The sequence below is a fragment of the Psychrobacter faecalis genome (assembly GCF_016107575.1).
GTDB lineage: Bacteria > Pseudomonadota > Gammaproteobacteria > Pseudomonadales > Moraxellaceae > Psychrobacter > Psychrobacter faecalis.
Genome location: NZ_JABAST010000040.1, coordinates 1 through 25,691, shown reverse-complemented (window position 1 = coordinate 25,691; position 25,691 = coordinate 1). Strand labels below are relative to the sequence as shown.

The window sequence follows — 25,691 nt, the reverse complement described above, 5'->3', positions numbered from 1 at the left end:
GTATCAGTAAGCATTTAATCTAAATGGCAGTTACACAGAATTCGGGATGGGCTCAGGATATTTTCTAAACATTTTTTCTCTAATTAATTTTGACTCTATACTTGCTTCTTTTCTGTCTTCTGTTACACGGAAGTACTGAGGTTCTCCTTCTATCTCATCTAATAAGTTACATACTGAATTAAGAGTATCTTTAACCTCATTCTCAAAGTCTATCCATGTATCTATGCCGCTATCAATTTGACTTTTAAAAAACCGAAACCAGTGATTACCTGTCAACTTTTCTTTCAAACTATCTACTTGCTCTGCTGTTATTTCCAGATCTTCTGTCTTATATAGCACTTTACATTTAGTTAGAATAAAGTCTTCATTATCTAAAAGATCTTTATATAGGTAATCAAATGATAATGAGGTATCTGATGGGGCTTCTTCTACCATTTTCATAGTATGAATAAAATGTTCATACTTCGTTGGTAAAAAATGAGCTAGATCAAAGCCATTACCAATTATCAATATTCTTTCTCTAACAGTCATTAACGTTCTCTTTATTAGCTTAAAATAGCCATTTGTCTACTTTTTTAGCAAATAGCAGTCTAAATTATATATATTTTAGCCTATATACTGGGGATGGCTTACAACAAAATATCAATTAATCTTCAATTTTAAATAGTTACATCAAAATGCAGTTTAGCCACGATTTTAGCAGATATCCTTGAAACTCTATAGAGTTGCGAAATTAGATCCTTATAGTCCATTCAACCTAAATAAACTCTCTCTCAACATTCATCACCCTTGCATCTACTGTACGTTCTAGCTTCTCCTCAATTTGACTGCATTGCGACTCAACCTCACGTTTAGACAGCCCGACAATTACGAACGTCCATTCGCTGGCGTCATGTTGATCCCGCTCACCGCTTTCACATACCGCGACGCTTGGCGTATTGCCAAAACGTGCATGCAAGCCGCCCATCCGTTGGCGTTTTTCTTTTAACGAGCTACAGCCGGGTAGCGCAAAAGTCAGCGTTAAGATAGCGATATGCATTTTATTCTCCTTGCGACAGTGGTTTACGCTTTATAATAGTAGCAAATAAGCACGGCAAGTTATGCTATCGTTACCTTGTTGTCTCGATAGACTATAACCGCTCACACTGTTTATAGTTATACCATTCACAAATATCACAATAGCCAATATGCGTATCTAATCAATGACCTCTATCAGCTACGTACAGCAACAGCACATTACTCGATTATGCGTGCGCTGCGGATTACTGCTTATGCAATATGGCGCTGAGTCTGCCGTGGTGGTGGACTTATCCAAACGCTTAGGGCTTGCCTTGGGGATGAACAGCGTAGAATGTTCGCTGAATTTTAATGCCATTACCTTGACCACTATCTGTGATGAGCGCTGTATCACCACCACCAGAGACACGATCAATCAAAGCATTAATGTCAATTTACTGGTACAAATCCAGCAAATTATCAATAAAACTGAAGCCACTGTCGATGATAATGAGTTGACTCAACGCACTACCCTTGCCTTTGATGAGTTAGATAATAAGTCGGTGTATCCAACATGGTTGGTGGGCATATTTGTTGGGGCGTCTTGTGCTGCGTTTGCTTATCTAAACGGTGGCAGTTGGTCGATTACCGCCGTGACCTTTATCGCGGGTATGGTAGCGATGTTCACTCGCATTTATCTGGCCAAGCACCATTTCAATCCCTTTATCACCGTTATCGTGACGGCTTTTATCGCCTCTTTAATTGGGGCAACGACCTATTATTTTGATATTGGTAATAATGCCGATATTGCGGTTGCCTCTAGCGTGCTGTTACTGGTACCAAGCTTTCCTTTGATCAATTCTTTCTCAGATATCCTAAAAGGCTATGTCAATATTGGCGTTGGCCGTGCCGTTTTTACCTATATGTTGACCTTGTCCGCTTGCGTTGGTATCGTCATGGCGCTGGTTTTACTTAGAATACAGCACTGGGGGTTTTAAGATGTGGTTCATTAAAACCGTAGTGTTGTCGTGCATTATTACCCTTGGTTGGACGCTGATGTTTAGCGTGCCCAAACGCTATATTCTGCCGTGTTTGCTGATGACCGCGTTTGGATTTGGGTTAAAAACCGCGCTTGTTTATCAGCACATCCATCTGGTGGTGGCTAGCTTCTTTGGGGCGATGCTTGCCAGCTTTTTGGGTGTCTACTTTTCTAAAAAATATACGCTACCGCCCAAAGCGTTAATTTCACCGAGCGTCATCTGTATGATGCCAGGTATCGCTGCTTATAAGGCGATGGTCAGTATGGTGCAAATTGGTTATTTTGGTTTTTCCGACGAATTATTTAGCCAAATGATGGTGTATTTATTTGAGGCCTTGTTTGTAACCTCGGGATTGGTGCTAGGCTTATCCATTCCCGGACTGTTATTTTATAGGCGGCGTGCTATAGTTTAGATGGGCTTAGATATCAAGCTATTTATGCCTAAATACTTTTATATTCTGATACTAGCTGGCATATCCTTATAATAAAAACCTTGTAAGATTAATAATGATACCCATTACAATAGAGTTCAAAATAACAGAATTAAAAAATAATAGACTGCAAAATTGCACCAATACGCATTAATACGTACTGAATAAAGAGACTTAACCATGACAAAACATTATGACTATATTTCCATTGGCGGCGGTAGCGGTGGCATTGCCTCGATCAATCGAGCAGCGAGCTATGGCAAAAAATGTGCCATTATCGAAGCCAACCAATTGGGCGGCACTTGCGTAAACTGGGGCTGCGTACCCAAAAAGGTGATGTGGTACGGCGCGCAAGTGGCCGAAGCCATCGTAAAATATGCACCCGATTATGGCTTTGACGTCGAGGTCAAAGGTTTTGACTTTCAAAAACTGGTCCATAGCCGCCAACAATATATCGAAAATATTCATCGCTCTTATGATAACAATCTGGCGAAAAATGGCGTTGAAGTGATAAAAGGCTTTGCTACCTTTGTCGATACTAACACTGTCGAGGTCAATGGCGAGCTGATTACCGCCGACCATATCTTAATCGCGACAGGCGGTCATCCGATTCTCCCCGACATCAAAGGTGCAGAATACGGCATCGATTCTGATGGCTTTTTTGCGTTAAATGAAATGCCAAAACGAGTTGCTATCGTTGGCGCTGGCTATATCGCTGTCGAAATCGCTGGCGTGCTCAATAGCCTTGGTGCTGAGGTGCATCAGTATGTGCGTCAACATTCGCCGCTGCGCTCATTTGACCATACTATCGTTGAAACCTTGCTGATAGAGATGGAGCAAGACGGTATCCAGTTGCATACCAATACCACACTCACTGAGATTCATAAAAATGAAGATGGTAGCCTGACGTTATGTACCGCAGATGGTAGCCTTGATACGGTAGATTGCTTGATTTGGGCGATTGGACGTGCGCCCTCAACCGACAATATCAACTTGCAAGTAACCGGCGTTGAGACCACTGAATTTGGCAAAATTAAAGTCGATAAATTTCAAAACACCAATGTCAAAGGCATTTACGCGGTCGGCGATATTATCGAAAACAGCATTGATTTGACGCCAGTGGCTATCGCTGCCGGTCGCAGGCTTTCAGAGCGCTTATTTAACAATAAAACCAATGAGCATCTCAGTTATGACTTGATACCGACGGTCATCTTTACCCACCCTGCTATCGGTACGATTGGCTTGTCTGAGATTGATGCCGTTGAGCAGCATGGCAAAGAAAATATCAAATGCTATAAATCGACCTTTACCTCTATGTATAGTGCGGTCACGCAGCACCGTCAAAAGTGCGTGATGAAACTGGTGTGTTTAGGTGAAGAAGAAAAGGTCATTGGCTTACACGGCATTGGCTACGGCGTCGATGAGATGATTCAGGGCTTTGCGGTAGCGATAAAAATGGGCGCGACGAAAGCTGACTTTGATAATACGGTCGCTATTCATCCAACGGGCTCAGAAGAATTTGTGACCATGCGCTAGTTTTTATGGACCAGATAATATAAGTAAAAGGCTACCTTTAATAAGGTAGCCTTTTTTATTACTAGCCATTAAGGCATTTTGCGTTTTTCATATAAATATCTTCATTTATCAAAGCGGTTACTTATCCAGCGTCCACTCTCCATTGACTTGATAAACGTTAAATATGGTTTTATTAGTTCGGCTATTTCCCGCAATCTTTTGGGTGATATCAGCGGTACAGCTAAAAGTACGGTTACCCTTGACGCGGTTACAGTCTATATTCTCGACGCGTTCAAACGTTGGCATCATGCGCTCCATTAGACTGCTTATATCTTGTGCCATTTTGTCATTGCCAGCGTTCGCCTTGGCAGCCCGCATTATCTTGATACCTTCTTTATATTGTGCTGCAATCAAGCGCGCAACCGTACTGTCGGGAGGTGCTTTAGAGTAGGTGACAAAAAATAGTATATATAGGAGGAGTAACGTCAATTTTTTAAACTTTCCCACTTTGACCTCCTGTTATGCTGATAACGTTTTTCAAACGTAAGAGGCAGATAATGCAGACAGCACAATCATGATACTGCTATGATGCGTTTAATAATCACCGTTGCGAGATGCTTGTGTGGCAGATGTATTTTTCTATATTACCGATTGGTCTTGGCATCATGACCTTGGTCGCCAGCCTAATCGGCCTGTTTGCTTATTTGATGTCCAATGATAATGCCACGCGCCTGCTCGGTTTTAACTGGTTTAAGCGTTTAATTATCGTGGCATTTCTCCTATTAAGTGTCGGATTGTTTATGACCTTTGGCAGTTTTTGGGGTTAATGGCCATTAGTTTAAGAAAACTGATTGATTGATAATTAGCTTACAAGTTTTTCTAATTCTAACAACTCTAAATCTTGGCGTTTAGGTTCGCCATTATTGCCATCGATGGGAAACGGCATGCTATTGCCATTTAACTGATAACCGCGGCGCTGATAATATGCCAAGAGCTCTGGTCGATGACTTAAAATAGACATCGTTAAACGCGCGGGATTTTGTACAGACGCTTGGATATTTGCTTGTAAATGCCGCTGCGCAAATGTCTCAGCTGCCTGCAGTATCTGATGACCGACGCCATGCCCTTGTAGCTCAGGCAAGACGGCAAACATACCGATATACGCTTTTTGATTACCAGCACGCTGATTTGTAGTAACTTCGTCTTTTATATCGACCGCGATACAGCCTAATAGCTCACCTGTTTCTTTTCCGTCACGCTCACCTGTCGTGGTTTTTGGATAAATAAAAACGTAATGCTTGGGGTCATTAATGACAGCCAATAGCTCGTCCTTGGTGGTGCGAATACCGCCGACCAAATCTGCTTCATTGGTCCAGCCTGCCGCTTGCCGATAACAGCGATTGAGCAATTGCTCGAGCGCGTCGATATCACTTACTTCAGCTTGACGTAAAAATACGGTTGTTTTGTTTAAGGCTTCTTTAGTAATGTGGTCTTTATTCATAGCATCGGTTTTCCTTTTCCGTTCATAGCTTATAAGTCATATAAAAAGCTGGCTCGGATAACCAAGCCAGCCTTTATAATAATACGTATCCGTTTTTACTACTAGCGCGATAACGCATGGGCTTGCTCGATAATATCAAACCCAGCATTGATTTGCGCGCGCGTTGGCGCGTGACCTCGGCGTAGTAGCTCGCCAAAGGCAGCCATTTCTTTATCATGACCAACCCCACTAGCAGCACTGGCTCGCGTGTTCTCGCCTTCATCATCAAAATAAAACTCGATATAATTGAACTGCTGTAGATCGCCTCGCAAAATACTATGATCAGTCGTGGCTGCATGACCGCTATAGCGCATACTTTTGTCACATTGCATCGTCCAAAAAAATGGCACACGCTCGGCGTTGTCATTGACATCGTCTGCTCCCACTATCGCTGCCGCGGTTACAAGGCCATGCTGTAGCGCCACGCGCCAATGCTCAATGCGCAGTCGTCCCATTTGATTAGGCGCTTTGGCAATATCGCCGAGTGCATAAACACCGTCGCGCAGTTGTAGATGATTATCAACTTGCACGCCATCAGGATCGTTGACGTCGCTGAGTACATCCGTTCGCGGTGACACGCCCGTACCAAGAATGACCATATCAGCGTCTATGCGATCGCCACTTGCAAGGGTCACACCGTTCACCCCTTTATCATCGCCATTGATTTTGCCGACTGAAGCATTAAGGACAAAGGTCACACCTCGGTCTTGGTGACGGTTAATGAGCGCAGCGCTGACTGACTCTGAAATGATATGACTCATGACACGAGACTCTCGACCTATCACGGTAACGCTAGCAACACGACCTGCTTTTGCAAGCGCTGAGGCGACCTCCATTCCGATAAATCCGGTGCCAACGATGATCACACGCTTATCCACACTTGCTGCTTTCATCGCTTTAGCATCGTCTAAACTGCGAAGGGTATAGACGCCGTTTTGCTGAGCCCCCTCAATCGGTGGAATGACCGGCTCGGCGCCCGTCGCCACGACTAAAAAGTCAGGGCGGATGGTCTCATTATCGCCCGTATCTTTTTTGACGGTCAGGACGTTTTCATTGGGCCTCACCTCGCTGACAGTGGTTTTTAACTGCAAGTTTATATTGTGATTTTCTGCCCAGTCACTGCCGCCGAGCATGAGTTTTTTCTCATCTGCATCACCTGACAAAAAGGCTTTGGACAATAATGTTCTATCATAAGGGGCTTTGTCATCTTCGCTAATGATGGTGATTTTGCCGCCATAGCCGAGCTTACGAAGGCGGTGCGCGGTCATAAATCCAGCCGCGCCACTACCTACGATCACGGTATGAGTGTCGTCAAGTTTGTCATTGATGGTACTGTGATCTATAGTTTTGCTGGTATTGACACTCAAGCTGTCGCCATTGTCAGTAAGCTGATACTGGGTTAAGCCGTCAGCGGCAACCGGCTCTAATAATGAGCCGTCCGTGCTATCAAACGTTCCATGATGCCAAGGACAAATCACTCGATTGCCACAGCGCACACCAGCGCCCAAATCAGCCCCAGCGTGAGGGCACTTTCCATCGAAAGCGTAGAACATATTATCATCGCGGGTGACTAAAATGATGCTGTCATCGTCTTGCTTGAACGATTTCATGCCGCCATTAGGGATATCGGCTTTATCGATCGTGACGGTTTTGATAGTTGAGCTGGTCATAGTTATCCTTAACGGTTATTATTAAAATTTATTATTTCCTGCTGCAAACGTATTTTTTATCGGCATTTTAAATAAAATATTAACGCCCAAAATACGTGATTAAAAAACCAGATGTCTTGCCAGATACTTTGATACTAGCAAGACCCATTGCCAGACGCCATTTTTTTATATACTGACTGCGTTGCAAAACGTAAACTTACCTTTATTCCCTCTTTAACGTTTTGCTCTTACCACTTTTTATCAATACAAAAGATACCTTTTATGACTTCTCAAGACGATTTTGCTAACGACTCATTTAATAACGATTCTCCTAATAACAAACCTTTGACTGATAAAACCTTTGATATCTCAAATATCGATATTACCGCCGCCACTGATACATCCAAATTACCACAGCCGACGCAGTCGCCTTTAAAACAAGCGACCTATAAAGCCCATGCCACAGATTTTGTGGTCAATGAGATATTGCCGCTCGACTTTACAGGCGAAGGTGAACACTTATGGCTGCATATCGAAAAGCTCGGTATGAATACCGCCTATCTAGCTAAACTGCTGTCCGAGTGGGCAGAAATTCCACTGCGTGATGTCGGTTACTCGGGACTAAAAGACCGTCATGCGCTGACGACACAGTGGTTTAGCCTGCGCCTACCAAAAAAGCAATTACCTGAGTCTGAATTTGCTCCAGTAGATATTGGCGCCAATGAATCGCTCACCATCCTTGCGCAGGAGTGGCATAATAAAAAACTCAATCGTGGTACGCATAGAGCCAATCAATTTATCATTACCTTGCGTGACATCCAGTTTGCGGGCACAGAGACGACGCCGTCTAACAAAAGCAACAAGGATACCGTCGAGCAGCATTTGGCCCATATCAGCATAACGGGCGTGCCCAATTATTTTGGTCCGCAGCGCTTTGGCCGTCACGGTAATAATGTTAGAGAAGCATTGGCGTTATTTGCGCGTCCAGCGCCAGAAAGTCGTCCGCAACCCAAAAAAGGCAAACGTAAACAGGCGCCGCGTGAACAAAACAGTATGGAATTATCAGCGGCGCGCAGCTTGATATTTAATGAGATATTAGCAGCGCGGGTGCGTGATGGTAGCTGGAATACGGGGCTTACCGGTGAAGTGTTTAATTTGGATGGCTCAGGTTCAATATTTGCCAGCGAAGTAATGGACGACACTTTGCAAGCGCGACTTGCCAGCGGTGATATTCATCCAACGGCAGTATTATGGGGCGTGGGTAATGATAAAGTCAGTGGCGCAGCAGCTACTATCGAAAATATTATCGTACAGAAAAGTCCATTGTTAAGTCAGTTGGCAGCAGGCTTAGAGCAGCGCGATATCAAAGCACAACGACGCGCGCTAAGATTACCGATTGAAGAATTAAGCTGGAAATGGCAGGACGCAGATCATGGGCTGAGCTTGGTACTCAGTTTTACTTTAACGACCGGCAGCTTTGCAACCAGTGTACTTTCAAGCTTAGTACAGAATTTAAGCACTTCATCTGGCGTTAGTTAACGATTAGCTAGTCGCATAAAGGACAGCGATCTTGTCTGTTTCTGCCGCGAGCATATGGTTGGCACTGACCACCTGATTACGCCCGCGGTCTTTTGCCTCATACAAGGCTTTATCGGCGATACAAATTAAGCGCTGACAAATATCGCTGGGCAGTTGGGCTTGCACTATTTCTTTAGCAGCGCGCTTTCTTCTCTGCGAAATCCTTTTTTGTGCATGGGTCTGTTGTGCGCCTGCTTGGTTTGAGCTGTGCGAGCCACGCTCTTGTCTACGCTCTCCTTGCCTACGGTTTTTGCGCGCTTCTGTCAGCGCTTGCGTATTTTCTTCTAGCGCTAAAGCTTTATACTCATTTTGAATACGCGCACGCTCTTCATGCGTCAGAGTATAAACCCCTAAACTGGCGGTGATATAAAAATCGACATTATCATCGCTCTTGATGACTTGTTGGGCGATATCTTTGCGTAGCTGTTTAGCAATAGTCATCGCGCCCTCGTGCGTGGTATCTGGCAGCACGATTAAAAACTCTTCGCCGCCATAACGACTGACAATCACCTCTTCTGATAACGATTTTAATAGCGTTTGGGCAACCTCAGACAAAACTTGGTCGCCGACATCGTGTCCATAGTTATCATTGATATTTTTAAACCAATCTAAGTCCAATAAAATCACGCTAAAATCTTGTTTATCGTCCATCGCTAGCAGTGCTTGCTGCATTTGCGTCAAACCGTAGCGCCGACTTTTTAGTTGGGTCAATTCGTCTTGATTGGCATACTGCATGATTTCAGCTTTACTATTATCCAATATCAACAGCAGGGTGCGAAACATATAGATGATAAAAATCGCCTTTGGCAGCGCCATATAAATATGAGTGGTACGCCAAAAAAATGCCGAAGAAGAGCGCAGTTGATTAAATGTATCCCAGCTGAGCGTGCCATTTTGAAAAATTGCAGCAGAAATGGCGTTTTCGATTGCCGCCGTTTCACTAAAGGTAAGATAGCTATAAGTATCTAAGGGAAAAGAAGTGATGGTCATTTGACGCAGATTGGGAATGGTAAAACCAAAATAAGGAATTAAGGTGACCAAAAAGATCAAAGCAATGTGAGCCAAAAAGGCTTTCCATACATAGCGCCGCCGTATCAGCATCATCCCAAGCATCGCCCCACCAACCAGCGAAACCCCAGCGACCAAACTGCTATGACCCATGACTAAAATTACCACTGCAATATAAAGGCTATAAAGCGTGATCATAACCGCTTGCCATTTATATAACGAGCTTGTGTCTGTCCTAATCGGCGATGTGCGGCTGACCATCCAAAAAAAGAACACTAGCATCAGCGTCACCCCAGTCCATAAAGGATAGAGCAGACCCATATCTACATAGGAGCCATAAAGATCTTGGCGCCACCAAACAAACGCGCACCATAACCAATGTGAGGTGACTTCTATTAACACAAACAGCGCCAGCAGTGAGGCCCTATCAGCCGCTTGCCACTCGAAAATCACTCGCGAGAGCTTTCTATAGCCTAGATGAGATATCGATACAGCCATAATGGGCTACCGCAGATAGTGAAAGTTATTGAGCCAAACCAAACATGAAAATAAACAGCATGACTTATATTAGACCTAAACTGACGCATTTAGTGTGGCAATTTTTCCTTTAATTATCAATCGGTTTTAATCGATTTACCCGTCAATATCTAAAGTTTTATTTTAGCGTATCTATTAAGCTTAAGAATAACCTGTTTTGGACTAAGCCAATGCCGCAAATGACTGCCAAACACCTTGCTGTTCAGGATTAAGGTTTGGTACGTCGCCCAAACGTCGCCACGGCATATTACTTCCATGAAAGTCACTGCCAATAGAGGCCGCAAGCTGATGTTCAGCGATACTGCGATCGACCATTCTTCGGGTACTAATCGGTTCGCTATTTGAAGGTAACTCACAAGCATCACCGCCAAGCTCGGCAAATTCTTCGATCAGTTTACGTACGCGGGTGGCAGATAGCTGATAGCGCGTTGGGTGCGCGAGTACCGCCTTGCCGCCGCAAGCGTGGATCAGCTCGATGCCGCGCTGCATGGTTAATGCTTCAATCGCCACGTAAGCGGGCTTATTATCGGCCAGATATTTATCAAAGGCTTTTTGCACGGTTTTTACCGCACCGCGCTCAAACAACACTTGCCCAATATGCGCACGCCCTACCGCTTGTGGATTGCCGCCTGCTTTATCGAGCACCGCTTGCCATAGCTCGGTATAATCAATATCTAGCAGCTCGCTAAGCTTTTCAGTGATACGCTGACCGCGCGTGGCACGGCTGTCTTGCAATTGCTGCAACGTCGCATGCATTTTATCAAAGTCGGTGAAATCAAGTCCCAACACATGGATAATTTTATTGGTGGATTTATTTTTGCCATAGCCGCCGCTAAGTGTATGCTCGCAGCTAATCTCAACCCCATTGATTAATTGTATATCATAGGCCGCCGCCGCCGCGCGTGCCTCGTCAATACCCATCAAGGTATCATGATCGGTCAGCGCCAGTACATGAATGCCAGCGTTGTGCGCGCGCTGTACTACCTCGGTCGGCGCATAGGTACCATCAGAGCATGTACTGTGGCAATGTAAGTCGATTTTCATAAAGCTGGCCTTAAGATATTGAGGGTGTTGAAAGTGTTGTGCATATAGATATGCTGTCATTACTGACTATATTATCAGTAAAAAAGACGAAATGCGGCGAAGATAACGCATGAAGGCAGATCATAACGGATGATTATCCTGTTACTTGCTTTTTTTTGCAGCAGTAGACGTGTAAACTACCCCATACGTTTTTTGTTGGACATCCTATTTGCTATGAAAGCCTTATTAGACTTCATTCCGTTGATCGCGTTTTTTATTGCTGCGCGTTACAGTGGCATTTTAGCGGCGGCAGGCGCCTTGCTCGTGGCCACTATCATCATTTATGCCATCCATTTTGTGCGTCAAAAAGGCAAATTTGATAAGCAGCAATGGGTCGTTTTATTATTAACCATCGTCTTTTGCGGTGGGACGCTGCTATTGCGTGACGACATCTACTTACGCTGGAAGTCGCCTATCATCAACGGTATCTTCGCGGTAACACTATTGGTCAGTGCCATCATCAATAAGCCATTGATGCAATTGGCGATGAAAGAAGTGTTTTCACTGACCTTGAGTGGCTGGAAAAAACTGACCGTCGCTTGGGCACTGTTTTTTGCCTTTATGGGTATTTTGCATTATATCACGGCATTTACGATGTCTGATGAGGCTTGGATTAACTTTAAAACTTACGGCTGGATTCCGATTATGTTGGTATTCGTAATTGCGCAATTTGCCGTATTAAAGAACCATCTCAATCCAGCGTTAACCGATAAAACCACTAAATAGAAGCTAGTTCAATCATAATATAAGACTTAAAAATATAATGAGACATATCATCATTGTTTTTTATTGTCGTTATTAGCGCTTTATTCATATTATTTACTTGAGGAAGTCCCATGTCCTTATTTGCTATTATCGGCCACGATGTTGCTGGCAGCAGCGCCCAACGTCAGGTGACGCGCGCCGAACACGTTGCCCGCCTGCAAGTATTACAAAGCGAGCAGCGACTTATTATCGCAGGTCCAACGCCCATCGAACACGGTAAAAGCGAGATGTCAGGCAGCTTGATTATTGCTGACTTTGACTCCCTTGATGCCGCGCAAGCATGGGCAAGCGCTGAGCCTTATTTGCGTGATGGCGTCTATAGCCATGTAGATATCAAGCCGTTCGTGCAGACCTTGCCTGCGCCTACTGACAGTGCCGCAGTTACATCATCAGACAAGCCAGCAAATAAGGTAACAGCATCGTGATTCAGCAGTTATTATTAAATGGTTCTGTTTCTCATCATGTTTTTAATCATGTTACTAAGCCCGCTTTTGGTTTCGTTACTAATGTTAGCGTTGCAAGCTTATTATTACTTGCCAGTCTATCAGCACAAGCAGCACCAACTGTGACCAATGCTGATCCTGTGGCAGGAACTGCTCCGCTAGCGCCTAACGCTGTATTAGCGCCCAATACTGTTAATCAACTAGCGTTTCCAAATACTGCCTCAAATACGGTGTCTACTACAGCGCCGAACCCAGCTACCAATGCTCAGCCTGCTACCAATATTAGCGACACTTTAGCGGCGCAGCTACAACCATCAACTAAAGCGCTCTCTGAAGCCAATCAAGAATTGCTTAGCCGTAATGCCCAGCTTCAGCGTCAAGTCAATGACTTACAAACACAAGTAAACGTTTTGGTTTATGAAAGCAAAGGTCAGTTGTTTTTATACGGCGCATTTACGGTGTTAATGAGCTTATTGGTTGGGATATTTATTTCGTGGTTGGTGTTTGTGCGCCGCGAGCGCTGGTAGTAAATCCTCTATAAATGTGATGCTTTATGTCCAAATTTGTGTCTAAACCTCAGTCTAAATCAGCTATATCTAAGCCTACCTCTCCTGCCACTTATAAAAAAGCCACCAAGCCCCCTAAAAAACCTGCGCCGCCAGATGTGATTACCCCTGCTAATATTACATGGCAAACCGATGATGCTGGCAATCAAGTGCCAGTATCAGGGGAGTTTGGCGATGTGTATTTCTCGCACGCTGATGGCTTAGCAGAATCTCGCCATGTATTTTTAGCCCATAATCAATTACCCGAGCGCCTAGCAAACCTTGCTGATAAGCAATGCTTTACGATTGCTGAATTGGGCTTTGGGACGGGCTTGAATTTTTTAGCGACATGGCAGCTTTGGCGACAGCTTCGTACGCAGCAGCCGCAGTTAACAAGCGCGCGCTTACACTTTATCACTACCGAAAAATACCCCATACCGCTTAACGACTTAACGCAGATACTCGCTTTATGGGCACAGCGCGCGCCCGAACTTGCCGAATTGATTAAAGAGCTTTTAGCAAACTACCCACCGCTGATTGCTGGCTGTCATCGACTAAATTTTATTGACGATAATATCACGCTTGATATTTGGTTGGGCGATGCGGGCGATGGTTTGGCAAGTCTGGCTACTTTTAATAGCCTAGCTACTTTAAATACTGAGACCGCTATCAAGCGCCCTTATATTGATGCTTGGTTTTTAGATGGTTTCGCGCCTTCTTGTAATGAAAGCTTGTGGGCAGAGTCGATATTTACCCAGATGCAGCGCTTATCTCGCACTGGCACCACTGCCGCTACTTATAGCTGTGCTGGTATCGTCAAACGCGGCTTGCAAGCGCATGGCTTTAGCATTAAAAAGGTAAAAGGCTTTGGACGCAAGCGTGAAATGTTAACGGCAGCGATGGCGGACAATGATGAGTCCTTACCTGATTCTTTAGCACTAAATAACGATAACAATGTTTGCGTTTTGTCACACCCTCATGACCATACTCCTAATCATACAGTGGTTATTGGCGCAGGCGTTGCGGGACTACTTACGGCTTGGACGCTAGCCAATCGCGGTATGACTGTGTCGATAGTAGATAAAGTCGCGCCGCTTGCTGGCGCCTCTGGCAATCCGCGCGCCCTCCTCGCACCAAATATGACGCCCATTCATCATGTTTATGAGCACTTGCACTCTATCGGCTATCTCTATAGCGGCAGGCTGTACCGTTATTTTAATCAGCAAGCAGAACTGCAGCAAACGCCGCTCATACTTGAGCAAACAGGCGCGTTAGACTTGCTAATCAAAACCAATATCGGCCCTGTGCAAATTGCCGATTATCCCAATGAAATGGCAACCACGGTTACGATTGAAGAGGCGCGGCAATTAAGCGGCTTAAAAACTAAAGACTTAACGGACAATTTATATTTACCAAAATCTGGATTGGTCAATCCACAAGCGCTAAAAACGCTCATCCTTAAGCACTCAAATATCAATTATCAGCAGCTTAGCGTTACCGATATCAAAGAAACTGCAGATAAAGTGACGGTGATTGGTGATAAAGAAAGCAGCAGTGATAATAGTCAAAGCTCTGTCACTATCTGCGCTGATAATGTCGTTATTTGCGCCGCCTATGAGAGTCATCAATTAGACAAACGTATCGTTGAGTGCCGTACTATTCGCGGGCAATTATCTTGGTTTACGCCCACTGACGAGCAGGTAGCTGGTCTGCCTAAATTACCGCTCAAATATAGTGGTTATTGCGCGCCCTTTATCGGACAAAGCGGCGATGCTAAGATAAATAACATTCGCGACAATGAGCCGCAGTTTTTATTGGGTGCCAGCTTTGTAGATGCTGACGCCAGCATTGATATCCGTGAAGAAGAAAATCAGCAAAATTACGAAAAATTGCTTGAGGATATTCCTGAATTAAGCGATATATTGCCAGACGATACCAGCGCATGGCAAGCACGCGCCGGTGTGCGCACGCAAACGATTGACTACCATCCCTTGGTCGGACAACTTGCGCAAAGCCGCCGCATTTGGGCGCTCTCCGCGATGGGTGCAAAGGGTTATGCTTTAGCACCGATATGCGCTGAAGCATTAGCAGATATGATGCTCGGCTGCTTTACCCCTTTATCGGCTATTATGTTAGGGCGGCTATCACCTAATCGGGCGCGATTGCATAAAGCGTAAAAGGTAATAATTTAACGTTACGCTAGGGCGTGTCCTCATTTTAAAAATGGTGAGAAAAATGAGATAAATTGTAGCCAAACAAGGAAAATAGTGCAGTTAATATCGGGATATTACCCAGCTATTTGACGAAGTTTGGCAAAATTTAGCCATTTTTAGACCTTTTAGATGTCCATCGATTGAATTGAGGACACGCCCTAACCTTTATCAATATTTATACGGATGCTGTTTTATAAAAATGCTCTCAAAGCCAAGGCATGTATTTATAACAGTATAGAAGCAGGCTTAAAGAATAATGCTAGACTAGCCTTAAAGTTTAAAACACTTAAATAACGATGATAAATGGATAGCTATCTATTATGAAAACCGATATTTTTACCTTAGTGAAATCAAAACCCTCCTTTAAAGCAATTTCTATTGCGTTCTTAAGCCTATCACTGCTAAATGCTTGCCAAAAGACGCCAGAACCTGAAACCGTTAATGAAACTGCTGAAGCAACCACCCAAACGACGCCAGTAAGCTCTAATATTAATGCACCGAAAGTTGCTGAAACAAAGCCAAGCGCTACTGATTCGGCAGCCACTTTAGAGCAAGATACAAGCTTAAATGAAACAGAAAACGAGCTTAGCGCAGCGGATACCTCAACAAATAGTGCTGCGATAATGCCCAATCCAGAACAAGCCATCAAAGGCGCGCAAATCACTGATGTCAATTATCGCAGTGCCAGCGGTGAGACGTTATTTGTCATCTTTGAAACCTCAGAAAAAGGCGTACTTAACGCTATCGTCACCTTGCCAAATAAACCAAAAATGACCTTGAGTGCGCCAGAAGGCCAAGGCAATAACCCTACTTATCGCTCAAACGATGGCAGTATTCAGCTGGTCAGTCATGGCGGTGGTAGCAGCATTGATCTTATTCAAAACAATAAAACAACGAGCTTTGAGGCCATGAGTGTAGAAGCAGAAGTCATTACCGAATAATGTTATCAATAAGAGTTTGGCTTAAAACCTGTCGAAAATAATAAATTAAACCCTAAAAAAGGCGGCAAATACTTATCATATTTGCCGCCTTTTTTACTCTACTTTACCTTTAACCAAAACCAGTGGTCTTGCTAAACAGACCGACCAGCCAGCTTATCAGCGCCCATAAGCCCCAACCAATAACCACAATAACGATTAATCCCAATAGATCAGGAATATGCAGGTATAGCCAAGCAACGATAGGATTACGCCAAAAGAACGCAAAGCGACTTTGCTGCTGTCTATCTTCTAATGATTGATGCAAAAACGGCCGATCCATATGCATGGTTTCGGTGATGCCATATTCATCGTGTAGATGCTCGTGGACGATAGTCAATGTCTTACGACTTGGCCGAATAAAGATATCGAGCACTGTGCCAATCCCCGGTACGATACCAACCACCATATCAATCAGCGCCAACCTAACCGCTGGGGTCATTTTATGCGCCGGTACGCCCAACTGCCGACCTAATATAAAAGCATAGCTGGTCAAAGCAAGACCTGCCAAATCTCCCGCCAGCGGAATGGTCGACAGTGCCGCATCCGCCCCCATGCCTTGTTTGGTAAAAGGAATACGTACGAGCGAATCCATGGTATTGGCAAATTTCGCCAGTTTACGCTCAGTTTCGATGACTTGTGCACGTGTTAAGCCATGTTCAGCTAGTTTTGCATGATAATCGATAACTGGTGCATTAACATCAGATACCTTTCTAGCTTTTGACTTTGAGAGCTTCTTAAAGTTATCCATTAAAAGTCGTCCATAAACACGCGATTGCGATAAGAGCAAAGACGTAACGCCCTACCCATATATTGGCCAAAAATGCCTGAAAACAGGCCAGTGCTTGACGACTGGCACAAGCGCTGTTCTGCTTGGCAAACATCATTGCCACGAGCGCCAAGCCAAATACTGGTATCACGCCTACACTGGTTGGCGCAAAGTAATGCCACATGACCGCACCCATAATAAGTAAAAATGCGGTTTGTAGCAGCGAGATGATAATCACATCGTAGCGACCAAATAATATCGCCGTTGATTTGACTCCTATTTTTAAATCATCCTCACGATCTGCCATCGCGTACTGGGTATCATAAGCCACGGTCCAGCACATATAAGCGATAAACAGTAACCAACACCAGATATCAGGCGCGCCTTGTATCGCGACATAGGCCATCGGTATCGCCCAACCAAACGCTGCCGCTAAAAAGACTTGCGGCAAATGGGTAAAACGCTTCATAAAGGGATAAATAAACGCCAATATAACGGCGCCAAGCGACCAGTAGAATACCGCAATAGGCAAAAAGAATAACAAACTGGCACTCAGCAATACCAATACTGAAAAAGCAGCAATGGCTTCTTTAGCGGATAAACGCCCGTCCGCTAATGGACGGCCTTTGGTGCGGCTGACATGACCGTCGACCTTGCGATCAGCAAAATCATTGATTGCACAGCCTGCCGCGCGCATAAAAATCGCGCCCAGTGCAAATAATACAAATATCTTTAGACTCGGCAAACCTGCCGTTGCCCCTTGCTGCTGCGCCTGTCCCATCGCCGCCAGCATTACCCCCCAGAGCGTTGGCCAGAGCAACAGCTCGATACCTACAGGTTTATCAAAGCGCGTTAATTGCAGGTAGGCTTGTAATTTGTCGTTAAATGTCATGGCGTTTTATTATCATCTATAGAAATTTTATATACTTTTTTGCAGGCTGCTAGGTTAAGCGAATAGAAGCGAAAGGATTGGCGAGCTATTGGATTTGTTGCCATAAGTTGTTGGCTTCAATGAGTGACAACTCAGGATATTGCTTGCGTAATGCCTTAATGGATGCCATCTTATTATTTTGGCTAAGCTTTGCTTGCTGCCGTAAGTAGTCCATTTGTTCTTTTGGATTCCTAAGCGCTTTTAGGTGGGCTTTGAGCTGTAAAACTTCTGTTCGCAACGCAATATTCATCAGTAATAAGCCTGCACCAATGACCCAAATTATAATCGTTGACATCCTTTTCTCCTGAATCCATTACTATTAAATCCACCACTTCTAAATATTTGTATTCTAAACACTCAAACTGATTAACTGAGTCCATGCATGATAACGAAAGGTCTTTTAAACGAAATAACCATCAAAGCGTACCGCTTCATTATGCCAGCTTTCACTCGGTTGTTGATGCGCCAGTAATGGTGCAAGCTGCGGACGCTTGACGACGACGCGGCCTTGTCCTGCACCTTGACTGACAACCGCTTGTGCACTTTGGAGCAATTGCGACTCTTCTTCTAGCGTTGGCGGACGTGCCAATTGGTGCAAGGCTTGCATATGCTTACCCACTTTCGCGCCTTTACCCGTTTTGCTATCTTGATAGCTATCCTCTGGAAACATAGGATCGAGATATACCACATCAATAGTTTGATAGCTATCAGCGGTCGAACCATTACTAGAATCTGCAAAATCAATACTTTCAAAATAACTAAGCGCATCGACATTAATAATCTGTAGTCGGCTCATCAGCTTTTGCCAATTTGGTAGCGTACTCATCCGCTGCTGTTCAGCTAGCAAAAACAGCGCCATCAAGGGCTGCTCCTCAAGCATAATGACTTGAGCGCCAGTACTGGCTAATATGAGGCTGTCATGCCCAAAGCCTGCGGTCGCATCAATGACCGTGCTATCCGCTGTAATTTTAGCAGCTTGTAGCAGTAACTCAGACTTACGCCCGGCACTCACCACTCGGCGTTGTAGCTTATCCCATTCGGGCGCCACGCTCAGCCCATCGCTCAGCCATGATAGCTTATCTTTTTCATCTAATACTAAGATAGGCTGGATAGAATGCTGGCTTAATTGCTGGCGACGTTTTTGATTGAGCTTTTCGCTAAACAACTCAATGTTTAGAACAATAGGCAATTGATGTTTCACTACCAGCGCTTTTAGGCTGGCGATTTGCGCTTGTTGGGCTTCATTAACATAAAAAAGCTGGCAATGCATAAAATCGCTTGATGTTTGTTGCAAACTGCTCATGATTGCCCTCCCTTTTAATACTTTACGGTTTAAAACGTTACCGTTAACCCAGTTGAAAATGATAACGCCACATCGTTAAAACTTAGCCTGCCATCTGATAGCCAAAACCCCAAGCGGCGACCAATACGATGATGCCGGTAATAATGCGTAGCCATGCAAAAATTTTGAAATCGCGACGGCTAACCCAAGCGACCAATAGGCGAATACAAAGTAACGCCACGACAAATGACACCACGGTGCCTATACCCAATACCAGCCAGTCTTCGCTACTGGTCAATACATCATGGTGCTTTAGTAAATCCAACAATGCCGCGCCAACAATGACAGGTATGCCTAAAAAGAAAGAAAATTCCGCCGAAGCTTTGCGCGACACGCCAAGCCAGAGGGCGCCAATGATCGTCGCACCTGAGCGTGAGGTTCCGGGTATCAAAGCCAGACACTGCATCAAACCAATCATTAACGCTGTTTTTAGACTGACGTCTTCTGCTTCTTGGGCAATAATCGTTTTAGGTCGATTTTCGACATAAAATATCAGCAGACCGCCGACAATCAGCATAATCGCTACCACGATAGGGTTAAACAAATACGCCTTAATCTCGTCTGCAAAGGTAAAACCTACAATCATTACCGGAATGGTCGCCACAATTAAGCTTAAACCAAGCTGCCTTGGATTACTCATACCTTCTGCTTTACCGGTCAGTAGCCCCATCAGCGCTTGCCACAGCCTGCCCCAGTAATCATAAATGACCGCTAAGATAGCACCAAGCTGGACTACCACCACAAACAAATCAACTTTTTCCTTAGTCCAAAAGCTCATCAAATCGGCTGATAAAATCAAATACCCCGTACTAGAAATGGGTAAAAACTCCGTGATACCTTCAACGATACCCATAATGAGCGCTTGGATTAATAACAGTATATCCACAGTTGCTTCCCTAAAAAAACAGCGCTAGCCGCTGTTTTATATTGTTGTTGCTTTTATAATCGTTTATACGTAGAAGTACAAAGTGCATTGCTTACGAATCATCATGTAAGCACTATGCCTTACCTTGCTCTTTTAGCGTTTTCCATGCTTGATTGCGCAAGTACTTTGGTAAGGCATTAGCGGCATCGCTACCGCCTGTCTGTATGAATTGAGCGATACCCAATTGTCCAATCACTACCGCATCTGGCCAAACCTCTTCATGGAGAATTTGTTCGTCATGCATTTTTAGTAGCGGCGCACCATTACCGGCGATAGGAAGATTAGCAGCGGTTTGGCTGTCATAATCAAGTAAGCGCTCGGTATCTTCGCCATTTTCTTGCACAACGGGTTGCATAATATGGTCTATTAGCGCATATTGCCCAAAATATACTTGCTGCATACGCGCATCAAGCGCGCTATAAACTTGGGTCAAACCATACCTTTGATACGCACACTGGGCAATGGCTTGTAAGCTAGAAACACCGACACAAGGAATATCGTGGGCGACAGATAAGGCTTGCACCACCGCTGTATTGATTCTGATACCGCTAAAAGCACCAGGACCACGGTTGAATATCAATGCTTTTATATCAGTAAGACGCAGATTAGCCTCAGATAAGGCCGCATCAATCATTGGCAAAATGTGCTGAGTTTGCTCACGTTTACCTTGTTCGGTATGACTCGATAGCACCTGACCATTGGCATCTAAAATCGCGATCGAACACTGCTCAAATACGGTATCCATTGCTAAAAACATCATTACCTCGGCTTATTTTCTTAATACCACAAAACATGCGCTCATCAATCAGCGCCTATCATAGCATTTAGGATAAAAAAATTTTATTAATTTCTAAATTTTCCTAGTGCATCCATCAATATTTATGCAAATACGCCAGACATAAAAAACCCCACAGCGATGTTAGCTTGGGGTTTTCATGAAAACGTAAAGATATTAAGACGTAACAACTGTGCTAATCCAAACGGTTATTGCTTAAAAGCGCGTTTTAAACTTCTTTGGCGCTTGGTTTTGTAGCTCTTGCATCTGTTTTTGCATCTCTTCAGTGCTCGGCATATTGTTTGGATCCAGTCCCATCTGCTTTGCCATCTGCGCGGGATTCACATCTTTGGCACCGCCTTGCTGACCGCCGCCAAATAACGGACCGCCGCCGCCAGCACCGCCGCCGCCCATCAAGCCTTGCATCGATTTCATCATTTTACTGATACCTTCAGGTTTAGAAATCATTTTCATCATTTTTGCCATTTGCTTGTGCTGCTTGAGCAAACGATTGACGTCTTGAATTTCACGACCCGAACCTGCGGCAATACGGCGCTTGCGGCTTGGATTAATCTTATCTGGATTCTTACGCTCAAACGGCGTCATTGAATTAATCAAGGCTTCCATTTCACGTACTTTTTCTTCAGGCTTAGCGTCTTGCACGGCTTTTTGCATGTCAGAGCCGCCCATACCAGGCATTTTATCTAAGAAACCTGCCATGCCGCCCATGCTTTTCATTTGCTGAAACTGGGTCAATAAATCCTCAAGGTCGAAGTCGCCGCCCTTTTGCATCTTTTTCGCCATTTTTTCGGCTTTATCACGGTCGATTTTTTGCTCGACTTCTTCAACTAAGCTTAAGACGTCACCCATGCCAAGAATACGCTGAGCGATACGCTCAGGGTGGAATAGCTCGAGCGCGTCAAGTTTCTCACCGCGACCTAAAAACTTAATCGGTTTACCCGTAATGGCGCGTACAGACAATGCTGCACCGCCGCGCGCATCACCGTCGGTCTTGGTTAAGATAACGCCAGTCAATGGCAGCGCATCGTTAAAGGCTTTGGCGGTATTGGCCGCATCTTGCCCGGTCATGGCATCGACGACAAACAAGGTTTCAGACGGGTTGACCGCCGCGGTTAACGCCTTGATTTCAGCCATCATGGTCTCATCGATAGCCAGACGACCAGCCGTATCGATAATCAAAATATCTTGATATTGGATTTTAGCTTCTTCGATAGCGCGGCGGGCGATATCAATCGGATTTTCATCAACTGTTGAATTGACAAACTTGGCATTGACTTGTCCTGCTACTTGCTCAAGCTGAGCAATTGCCGCTGGACGGTAGACGTCGGCAGAAACCAGCATCACCTTTTTCTTATGACGCTCTTGTAAGAATTTCGCCAATTTACCAGCGGTGGTGGTTTTACCCGCCCCTTGCAAGCCTGCTAGCAGATAAACAACCGGCGGTTTACCCGTCATCTCAAGCTGCTGATTGGCACTGCCCATCATTTCGGTCAGCTCGTCATGGACGATTTTGACAAAGGCTTGTCCTGGCGCCAACTCTTTGAGCACTTCTGCGCCAAGCGCTTGCTCTTTGACACGTTTGACAAAATCACGCGTCACTGGCAGCGCGACGTCGGCTTCTAACAGCGCCATGCGCACTTCGCGCAGCGTGTCTTTGATATTATCTTCGGTCAACTGCCCAGTACCGGCGATATTACGCAGGCTCGATGATAAGCGTTCGGTTAAGGTATCAAACATAAATAACTCTCAATTAAAATAATTCTTAGTGAAAACAATCTTTGATAAAAGCAATTCTTGGTAAAAGCGGTTCTTGATAAAAACACTATGACAACAATACGTCGTCAAATTTGGTTCAGCGTTGCTTGCTGATTTATATGGTTTGGCGATGCTACAAACGATCAAGCAGTATTTTATAAAATTAATGATAAAAAGTAGCATATTATCAACACTATAGCATTAAGAGACCACAAAGCTTATAGTCGTTTTGCAAATGGCATTTTTCTAATAAGCGCTGCTGTGCTACAAGCGCTATAATCAATCCGTAAGATGGCGCTCAATTGCTTGCCATTTTATGATAAATTGGATGATTATTCTAATCATTCTGATAATACCATTTTAGCATTCAATTGAGCGGCGTTTTTGCGCTCATCATGAGATGAGGTTTTTTATCTTGCAACTTGCATTTTTAATGGCTGGCATGGTTTATATTTTGGTCAGCATCTACATTGGTTGGGCGCTGATTCACGATAAACCTATCCACAAGGGCGTAAGCTTAGGTTTATTGGTCGTCGGCATGCTCGCACATGCCGCACTACTCTATCCGCATGTGGTCACGCTTTATGGGCTAAATTTCAACTTGTTTAATACCATTAGCCTGATCAGTTTATTTTTCTTATTTTTCTACGTTATTTTTAGCTTATACCGCCCTATCGTCAGCCTCGGTATTTTAGCAGCACCGACGGCATTAATCGGGATGATTGTCGGTTATATCGGCCGCGCGCCCTATCGTCCGATTACAGACATCAGCGTCGGGTTAGAGGCGCATATCTTACTATCACTTGCCGCCTATTGTGTGCTGCTGATGGCAGCGCTGCAAGCGCTATTTTTGCGCTTACAAATACGCGAGCTGAAACACCAGTCGATTCATCGCTTTTGGGTCAATAAACTGCCGTCCTTGCAGAGCATGGAAAGTTTATTGTTCGATATGCTATTGGTCGGCTTTGTCTTATTGAGTATCGCGCTAGGCATTGGTTTTGTTTATGTAGAAGATTTGTTGGCACAGCACCTTGCTCATAAAACGGTCTTTAGCGTGCTCTCATGGCTGTTGTTTGGCGCATTATTATTGGGTAATTGGCGCGCAGGATGGCGTGGTAAACGTGCTGCCAATATGACCATTTATGCGTTTATCTTATTAGCAATCGGCTTTGTCGGTAGTAAGTTTGTGCTAGAGATGCTGTTGTAAATCCAGTGCTGTAATAGTGGTAGTGTGATTAAAAAAAGCCGCCAGTATTAAATACCAATACTGGCGGCCTTTTTTACGCTCTTATTTTGGTTTAACACCGTCTTAAAAAAAGCTAATTAAAAACCACGGTTTTATTACCTGCCACAATCACGCGATTTTGTACATGCCAATTTACTGCGCGCGCTAAGACATTACGCTCGATATCACGGCCAATAGCGCGTAATTCTGCCACTCCTTGACGGTGAGTGACCCGATGCACATCTTGCTCAATGATAGGCCCTTGATCAAGTTCAGCTGTCACATAGTGCGCGGTTGCTCCGATAAGCTTGACGCCTTTTTCATAAGCCTGACGATAAGGATCAGCACCGACAAAGGCGGGCAAAAATGAATGGTGAATATTAATGACTTGCATCGGCCAACGCTTAACAAAATCAGATGATAAAATCTGCATATAACGCGCCAATACCAGCAAATCATTGCCTGCCATCAAGGTATGAATCTGCTCTTCTGCCTCGGCTTTGTTATCCTTGGTGACTGGCACATAATGAAAAGTGATGCCAAAGTTTTCTACCGCTTGGCGCAAGTCTTCGTGATTACTAACGACACAGGTAATCTCGCAATCGAGTAACCCGCGCTGATGCCGCCACAGTAAATCTAACAAGGCATGGTCAAACTTTGACACTAAGATGCCAACCTTGGTTTTAATCGCATTATTATGCAAGCGCCACGCCATATTATGGCGCTTAGCCACCGTATGCCCAAAGCTGGCTTCAAAGTTATCCATAATTTCGCTCAAGCCTGCTAACGCAAACTCCAAACGCATAAAGTACTGCCCGCCTTCATGAGCGGTTGAATACTGATCGAGAGTGATAATATTGCCGCCATAACGGTGTATAAACTCAGATACAGCCTGTACGATACCCGCTTGATCGCGGCATTTGATCAATAACGTCGCGGTATCAATAGCAGCCGCAACTGGTGAATTTTTAGGATTTTTGCTCGACTTTATGCTTGCTGTAGCAGTCGTGGTATTGTCTGACATAGTGCGCCCAATCAAAAATGAAACATGCTGCTTACTTTGAATATGTTAGCAACATAGGAAACCGACTATTCTAATCGCTTTTACAAAACTTTGCTGATTGAGTTGCTTGTATTTGGTTATTGAGATTATGAATACAAAAACCCCCAACGCGAGGTTGGGGGTTTTTAAGAAATTATCTCCAAAGCAAGTAACTTACTACTCGACTTTAATTACTTTATTGGTGGTGTTCTAAAAAGTATGCCGGCATCAGACGTAACCATAATTGATGTAAAAGAACACCATATCAAACACTTTGAAGTGATTATCGAGCTTCTTAGAGAAACAACAGGTTTTTCTAACCGCCCGACGCAATCGGTGTCTAAGACGGCAGTTATTACCTTCAATGCCTACCGTATGAGATTTGCCAACTCGTTTGTGGTCAAATTTAAAGGCGGTTATAAAACTGTCCCAGTTATCCATACTGATAGAGCCATAGCTGACTTTAAGCTGCTTGAGACGAGCTCTTAACTTCTTAGCCGTTTTTAAGTCGCGTCTGCCCCAGACATAAGCGACAATCTCATTAGTAACGCGATCATAAGCATAAATAAGCCAAACTTTACGCTTTT

The 25,691-nt window shown here is 44.4% G+C and carries 27 protein-coding genes; 11 read left to right on the top strand and 16 right to left on the bottom strand.

Annotated features, from left to right (window positions below):
- Nucleotides 1–30: 30 nt before the first annotated feature.
- Nucleotides 31–531, bottom strand: coding sequence for an AbiH family protein (locus tag JFC07_RS11035; RefSeq protein ID WP_198329049.1), 501 nt, complete (start codon nt 529–531; stop codon nt 31–33).
- A 226-nt stretch (nt 532–757) separates the two neighbouring features.
- On the bottom strand, nt 758–1,039 hold the full coding sequence (locus tag JFC07_RS11030; RefSeq protein WP_068403909.1) for a DUF503 domain-containing protein: 282 nt from the start codon (nt 1,037–1,039) through the stop codon (nt 758–760).
- 163 nt (nt 1,040–1,202) lie between these two features.
- Between JFC07_RS11030 and JFC07_RS11025 the strand changes: the two genes are divergently transcribed.
- The 3 genes from JFC07_RS11025 (at nt 1,203) to gorA (ending at nt 4,002) form a co-directional block, all read left to right on the top strand.
- Nucleotides 1,203–1,994, top strand: a complete 792-nt coding sequence (locus JFC07_RS11025; RefSeq protein ID WP_068403911.1) for a threonine/serine exporter family protein — start codon at nt 1,203–1,205, stop codon at nt 1,992–1,994.
- A 1-nt stretch (nt 1,995) separates the two neighbouring features.
- Entirely contained in the window at nt 1,996–2,448 is a 453-nt protein-coding gene (locus JFC07_RS11020; protein WP_011280954.1) for a threonine/serine exporter family protein, read from the top strand.
- A 198-nt stretch (nt 2,449–2,646) separates the two neighbouring features.
- The gene (gene gorA / locus JFC07_RS11015; RefSeq protein ID WP_198329048.1) at nt 2,647–4,002 is read left to right on the top strand and encodes a glutathione-disulfide reductase; all 1,356 of its coding nucleotides are present in this window, start codon (nt 2,647–2,649) and stop codon (nt 4,000–4,002) included.
- 117 nt (nt 4,003–4,119) lie between these two features.
- On the opposite strand, the gene JFC07_RS11010 is transcribed toward gorA, so the two are convergent.
- Nucleotides 4,120–4,488, bottom strand: coding sequence for a hypothetical protein (locus JFC07_RS11010; RefSeq protein ID WP_227678316.1), 369 nt, complete (start codon nt 4,486–4,488; stop codon nt 4,120–4,122).
- A gap of 107 nt (nt 4,489–4,595) precedes the next feature.
- Here JFC07_RS11010 and JFC07_RS11005 point away from each other — a divergent pair, with 107 nt between their 5' ends.
- The gene (locus JFC07_RS11005) at nt 4,596–4,808 is read left to right on the top strand and encodes a hypothetical protein (RefSeq protein ID WP_068403915.1); all 213 of its coding nucleotides are present in this window, start codon (nt 4,596–4,598) and stop codon (nt 4,806–4,808) included.
- A 35-nt stretch (nt 4,809–4,843) separates the two neighbouring features.
- On the opposite strand, the gene JFC07_RS11000 is transcribed toward JFC07_RS11005, so the two are convergent.
- The gene (locus JFC07_RS11000) at nt 4,844–5,482 is read right to left on the bottom strand and encodes a GNAT family N-acetyltransferase (RefSeq protein ID WP_068403917.1); all 639 of its coding nucleotides are present in this window, start codon (nt 5,480–5,482) and stop codon (nt 4,844–4,846) included.
- A gap of 101 nt (nt 5,483–5,583) precedes the next feature.
- Complete coding sequence (locus JFC07_RS10995) at nt 5,584–7,191, bottom strand: FAD-dependent oxidoreductase (RefSeq protein WP_068403919.1); 1,608 nt, start codon at nt 7,189–7,191, stop codon at nt 5,584–5,586.
- Between the two features lie 261 nt (nt 7,192–7,452).
- On the opposite strand from JFC07_RS10995, the gene truD reads away from it, so the two are divergent.
- Entirely contained in the window at nt 7,453–8,709 is a 1,257-nt protein-coding gene (truD, locus tag JFC07_RS10990; protein WP_193031552.1) for a tRNA pseudouridine(13) synthase TruD, read from the top strand.
- Between the two features lie 3 nt (nt 8,710–8,712).
- On the opposite strand, the gene JFC07_RS10985 is transcribed toward truD, so the two are convergent.
- A complete protein-coding gene (locus JFC07_RS10985) occupies nt 8,713–10,254 on the bottom strand; it encodes a GGDEF domain-containing protein (RefSeq protein ID WP_068403921.1) in 1,542 nt (513 codons plus the stop codon).
- 201 nt (nt 10,255–10,455) lie between these two features.
- On the bottom strand, nt 10,456–11,337 hold the full coding sequence (locus JFC07_RS10980) for a PHP domain-containing protein (RefSeq protein WP_068403923.1): 882 nt from the start codon (nt 11,335–11,337) through the stop codon (nt 10,456–10,458).
- A gap of 213 nt (nt 11,338–11,550) precedes the next feature.
- On the opposite strand from JFC07_RS10980, the gene ispZ reads away from it, so the two are divergent.
- From ispZ to JFC07_RS10955, 5 genes are all read left to right on the top strand, one after another.
- Nucleotides 11,551–12,102 carry a septation protein IspZ gene (gene ispZ, locus JFC07_RS10975; RefSeq protein ID WP_068403925.1) on the top strand — a complete coding sequence of 184 codons (552 nt, stop codon included), beginning with the start codon at nt 11,551–11,553 and terminating at the stop codon, nt 12,100–12,102.
- A gap of 110 nt (nt 12,103–12,212) precedes the next feature.
- Nucleotides 12,213–12,566, top strand: a complete 354-nt coding sequence (locus JFC07_RS10970; RefSeq protein WP_068403927.1) for a YciI family protein — start codon at nt 12,213–12,215, stop codon at nt 12,564–12,566.
- The gene (locus JFC07_RS10965) at nt 12,563–13,111 is read left to right on the top strand and encodes an SH3 domain-containing protein (RefSeq protein ID WP_068403929.1); all 549 of its coding nucleotides are present in this window, start codon (nt 12,563–12,565) and stop codon (nt 13,109–13,111) included. Before JFC07_RS10970 ends, JFC07_RS10965 begins: the two co-directional genes overlap by 4 nt.
- A 26-nt stretch (nt 13,112–13,137) precedes the next feature.
- A complete protein-coding gene (gene mnmD, locus JFC07_RS10960) occupies nt 13,138–15,306 on the top strand; it encodes a tRNA (5-methylaminomethyl-2-thiouridine)(34)-methyltransferase MnmC2 (protein ID WP_102076881.1) in 2,169 nt (722 codons plus the stop codon).
- Nucleotides 15,307–15,662: 356 nt separating this feature from the next.
- Nucleotides 15,663–16,283: a hypothetical protein gene (locus JFC07_RS10955; RefSeq protein WP_068403931.1), complete on the top strand. Its 621-nt coding sequence runs from the start codon at nt 15,663–15,665 to the stop codon at nt 16,281–16,283.
- A 109-nt stretch (nt 16,284–16,392) separates the two neighbouring features.
- Here JFC07_RS10955 and JFC07_RS10950 read toward each other — a convergent pair whose 3' ends face one another.
- The 7 genes from JFC07_RS10950 to ffh all read right to left on the bottom strand — a co-directional run bounded on the left by JFC07_RS10950 (nt 16,393) and on the right by ffh (nt 22,819).
- A complete protein-coding gene (locus tag JFC07_RS10950; protein ID WP_068403935.1) occupies nt 16,393–17,070 on the bottom strand; it encodes a DUF4112 domain-containing protein in 678 nt (225 codons plus the stop codon).
- On the bottom strand, nt 17,063–17,980 hold the full coding sequence (ubiA, locus tag JFC07_RS10945; protein WP_068403937.1) for a 4-hydroxybenzoate octaprenyltransferase: 918 nt from the start codon (nt 17,978–17,980) through the stop codon (nt 17,063–17,065). The genes JFC07_RS10950 and ubiA overlap by 8 nt, the downstream gene beginning before the upstream one ends.
- Nucleotides 17,981–18,065: 85 nt before the next feature.
- Complete coding sequence (locus JFC07_RS10940; RefSeq protein ID WP_068403940.1) at nt 18,066–18,314, bottom strand: hypothetical protein; 249 nt, start codon at nt 18,312–18,314, stop codon at nt 18,066–18,068.
- 105 nt (nt 18,315–18,419) lie between these two features.
- Nucleotides 18,420–19,322 carry a class I SAM-dependent methyltransferase gene (locus tag JFC07_RS10935; protein WP_068403942.1) on the bottom strand — a complete coding sequence of 301 codons (903 nt, stop codon included), beginning with the start codon at nt 19,320–19,322 and terminating at the stop codon, nt 18,420–18,422.
- A gap of 82 nt (nt 19,323–19,404) precedes the next feature.
- Nucleotides 19,405–20,247, bottom strand: coding sequence for an undecaprenyl-diphosphate phosphatase (locus JFC07_RS10930; RefSeq protein ID WP_068403943.1), 843 nt, complete (start codon nt 20,245–20,247; stop codon nt 19,405–19,407).
- A 112-nt stretch (nt 20,248–20,359) separates the two neighbouring features.
- Complete coding sequence (tsaB, locus tag JFC07_RS10925; protein WP_068403954.1) at nt 20,360–21,043, bottom strand: tRNA (adenosine(37)-N6)-threonylcarbamoyltransferase complex dimerization subunit type 1 TsaB; 684 nt, start codon at nt 21,041–21,043, stop codon at nt 20,360–20,362.
- A 234-nt stretch (nt 21,044–21,277) separates the two neighbouring features.
- Nucleotides 21,278–22,819 carry a signal recognition particle protein gene (gene ffh / locus JFC07_RS10920; protein ID WP_068403945.1) on the bottom strand — a complete coding sequence of 514 codons (1,542 nt, stop codon included), beginning with the start codon at nt 22,817–22,819 and terminating at the stop codon, nt 21,278–21,280.
- Between the two features lie 418 nt (nt 22,820–23,237).
- Here ffh and JFC07_RS10915 point away from each other — a divergent pair, with 418 nt between their 5' ends.
- On the top strand, nt 23,238–24,044 hold the full coding sequence (locus JFC07_RS10915; RefSeq protein ID WP_068403947.1) for a cytochrome C assembly family protein: 807 nt from the start codon (nt 23,238–23,240) through the stop codon (nt 24,042–24,044).
- Nucleotides 24,045–24,156: 112 nt separating this feature from the next.
- Here JFC07_RS10915 and purU read toward each other — a convergent pair whose 3' ends face one another.
- Both purU and JFC07_RS10905 read right to left on the bottom strand, forming a co-directional pair.
- Complete coding sequence (purU, locus tag JFC07_RS10910; protein WP_226928880.1) at nt 24,157–25,086, bottom strand: formyltetrahydrofolate deformylase; 930 nt, start codon at nt 25,084–25,086, stop codon at nt 24,157–24,159.
- A gap of 246 nt (nt 25,087–25,332) precedes the next feature.
- Nucleotides 25,333–25,691, bottom strand: a 359-nt coding sequence (locus JFC07_RS10905) for an IS1 family transposase (protein ID WP_198329047.1), incomplete at its 5' end; no start/stop codon positions are given.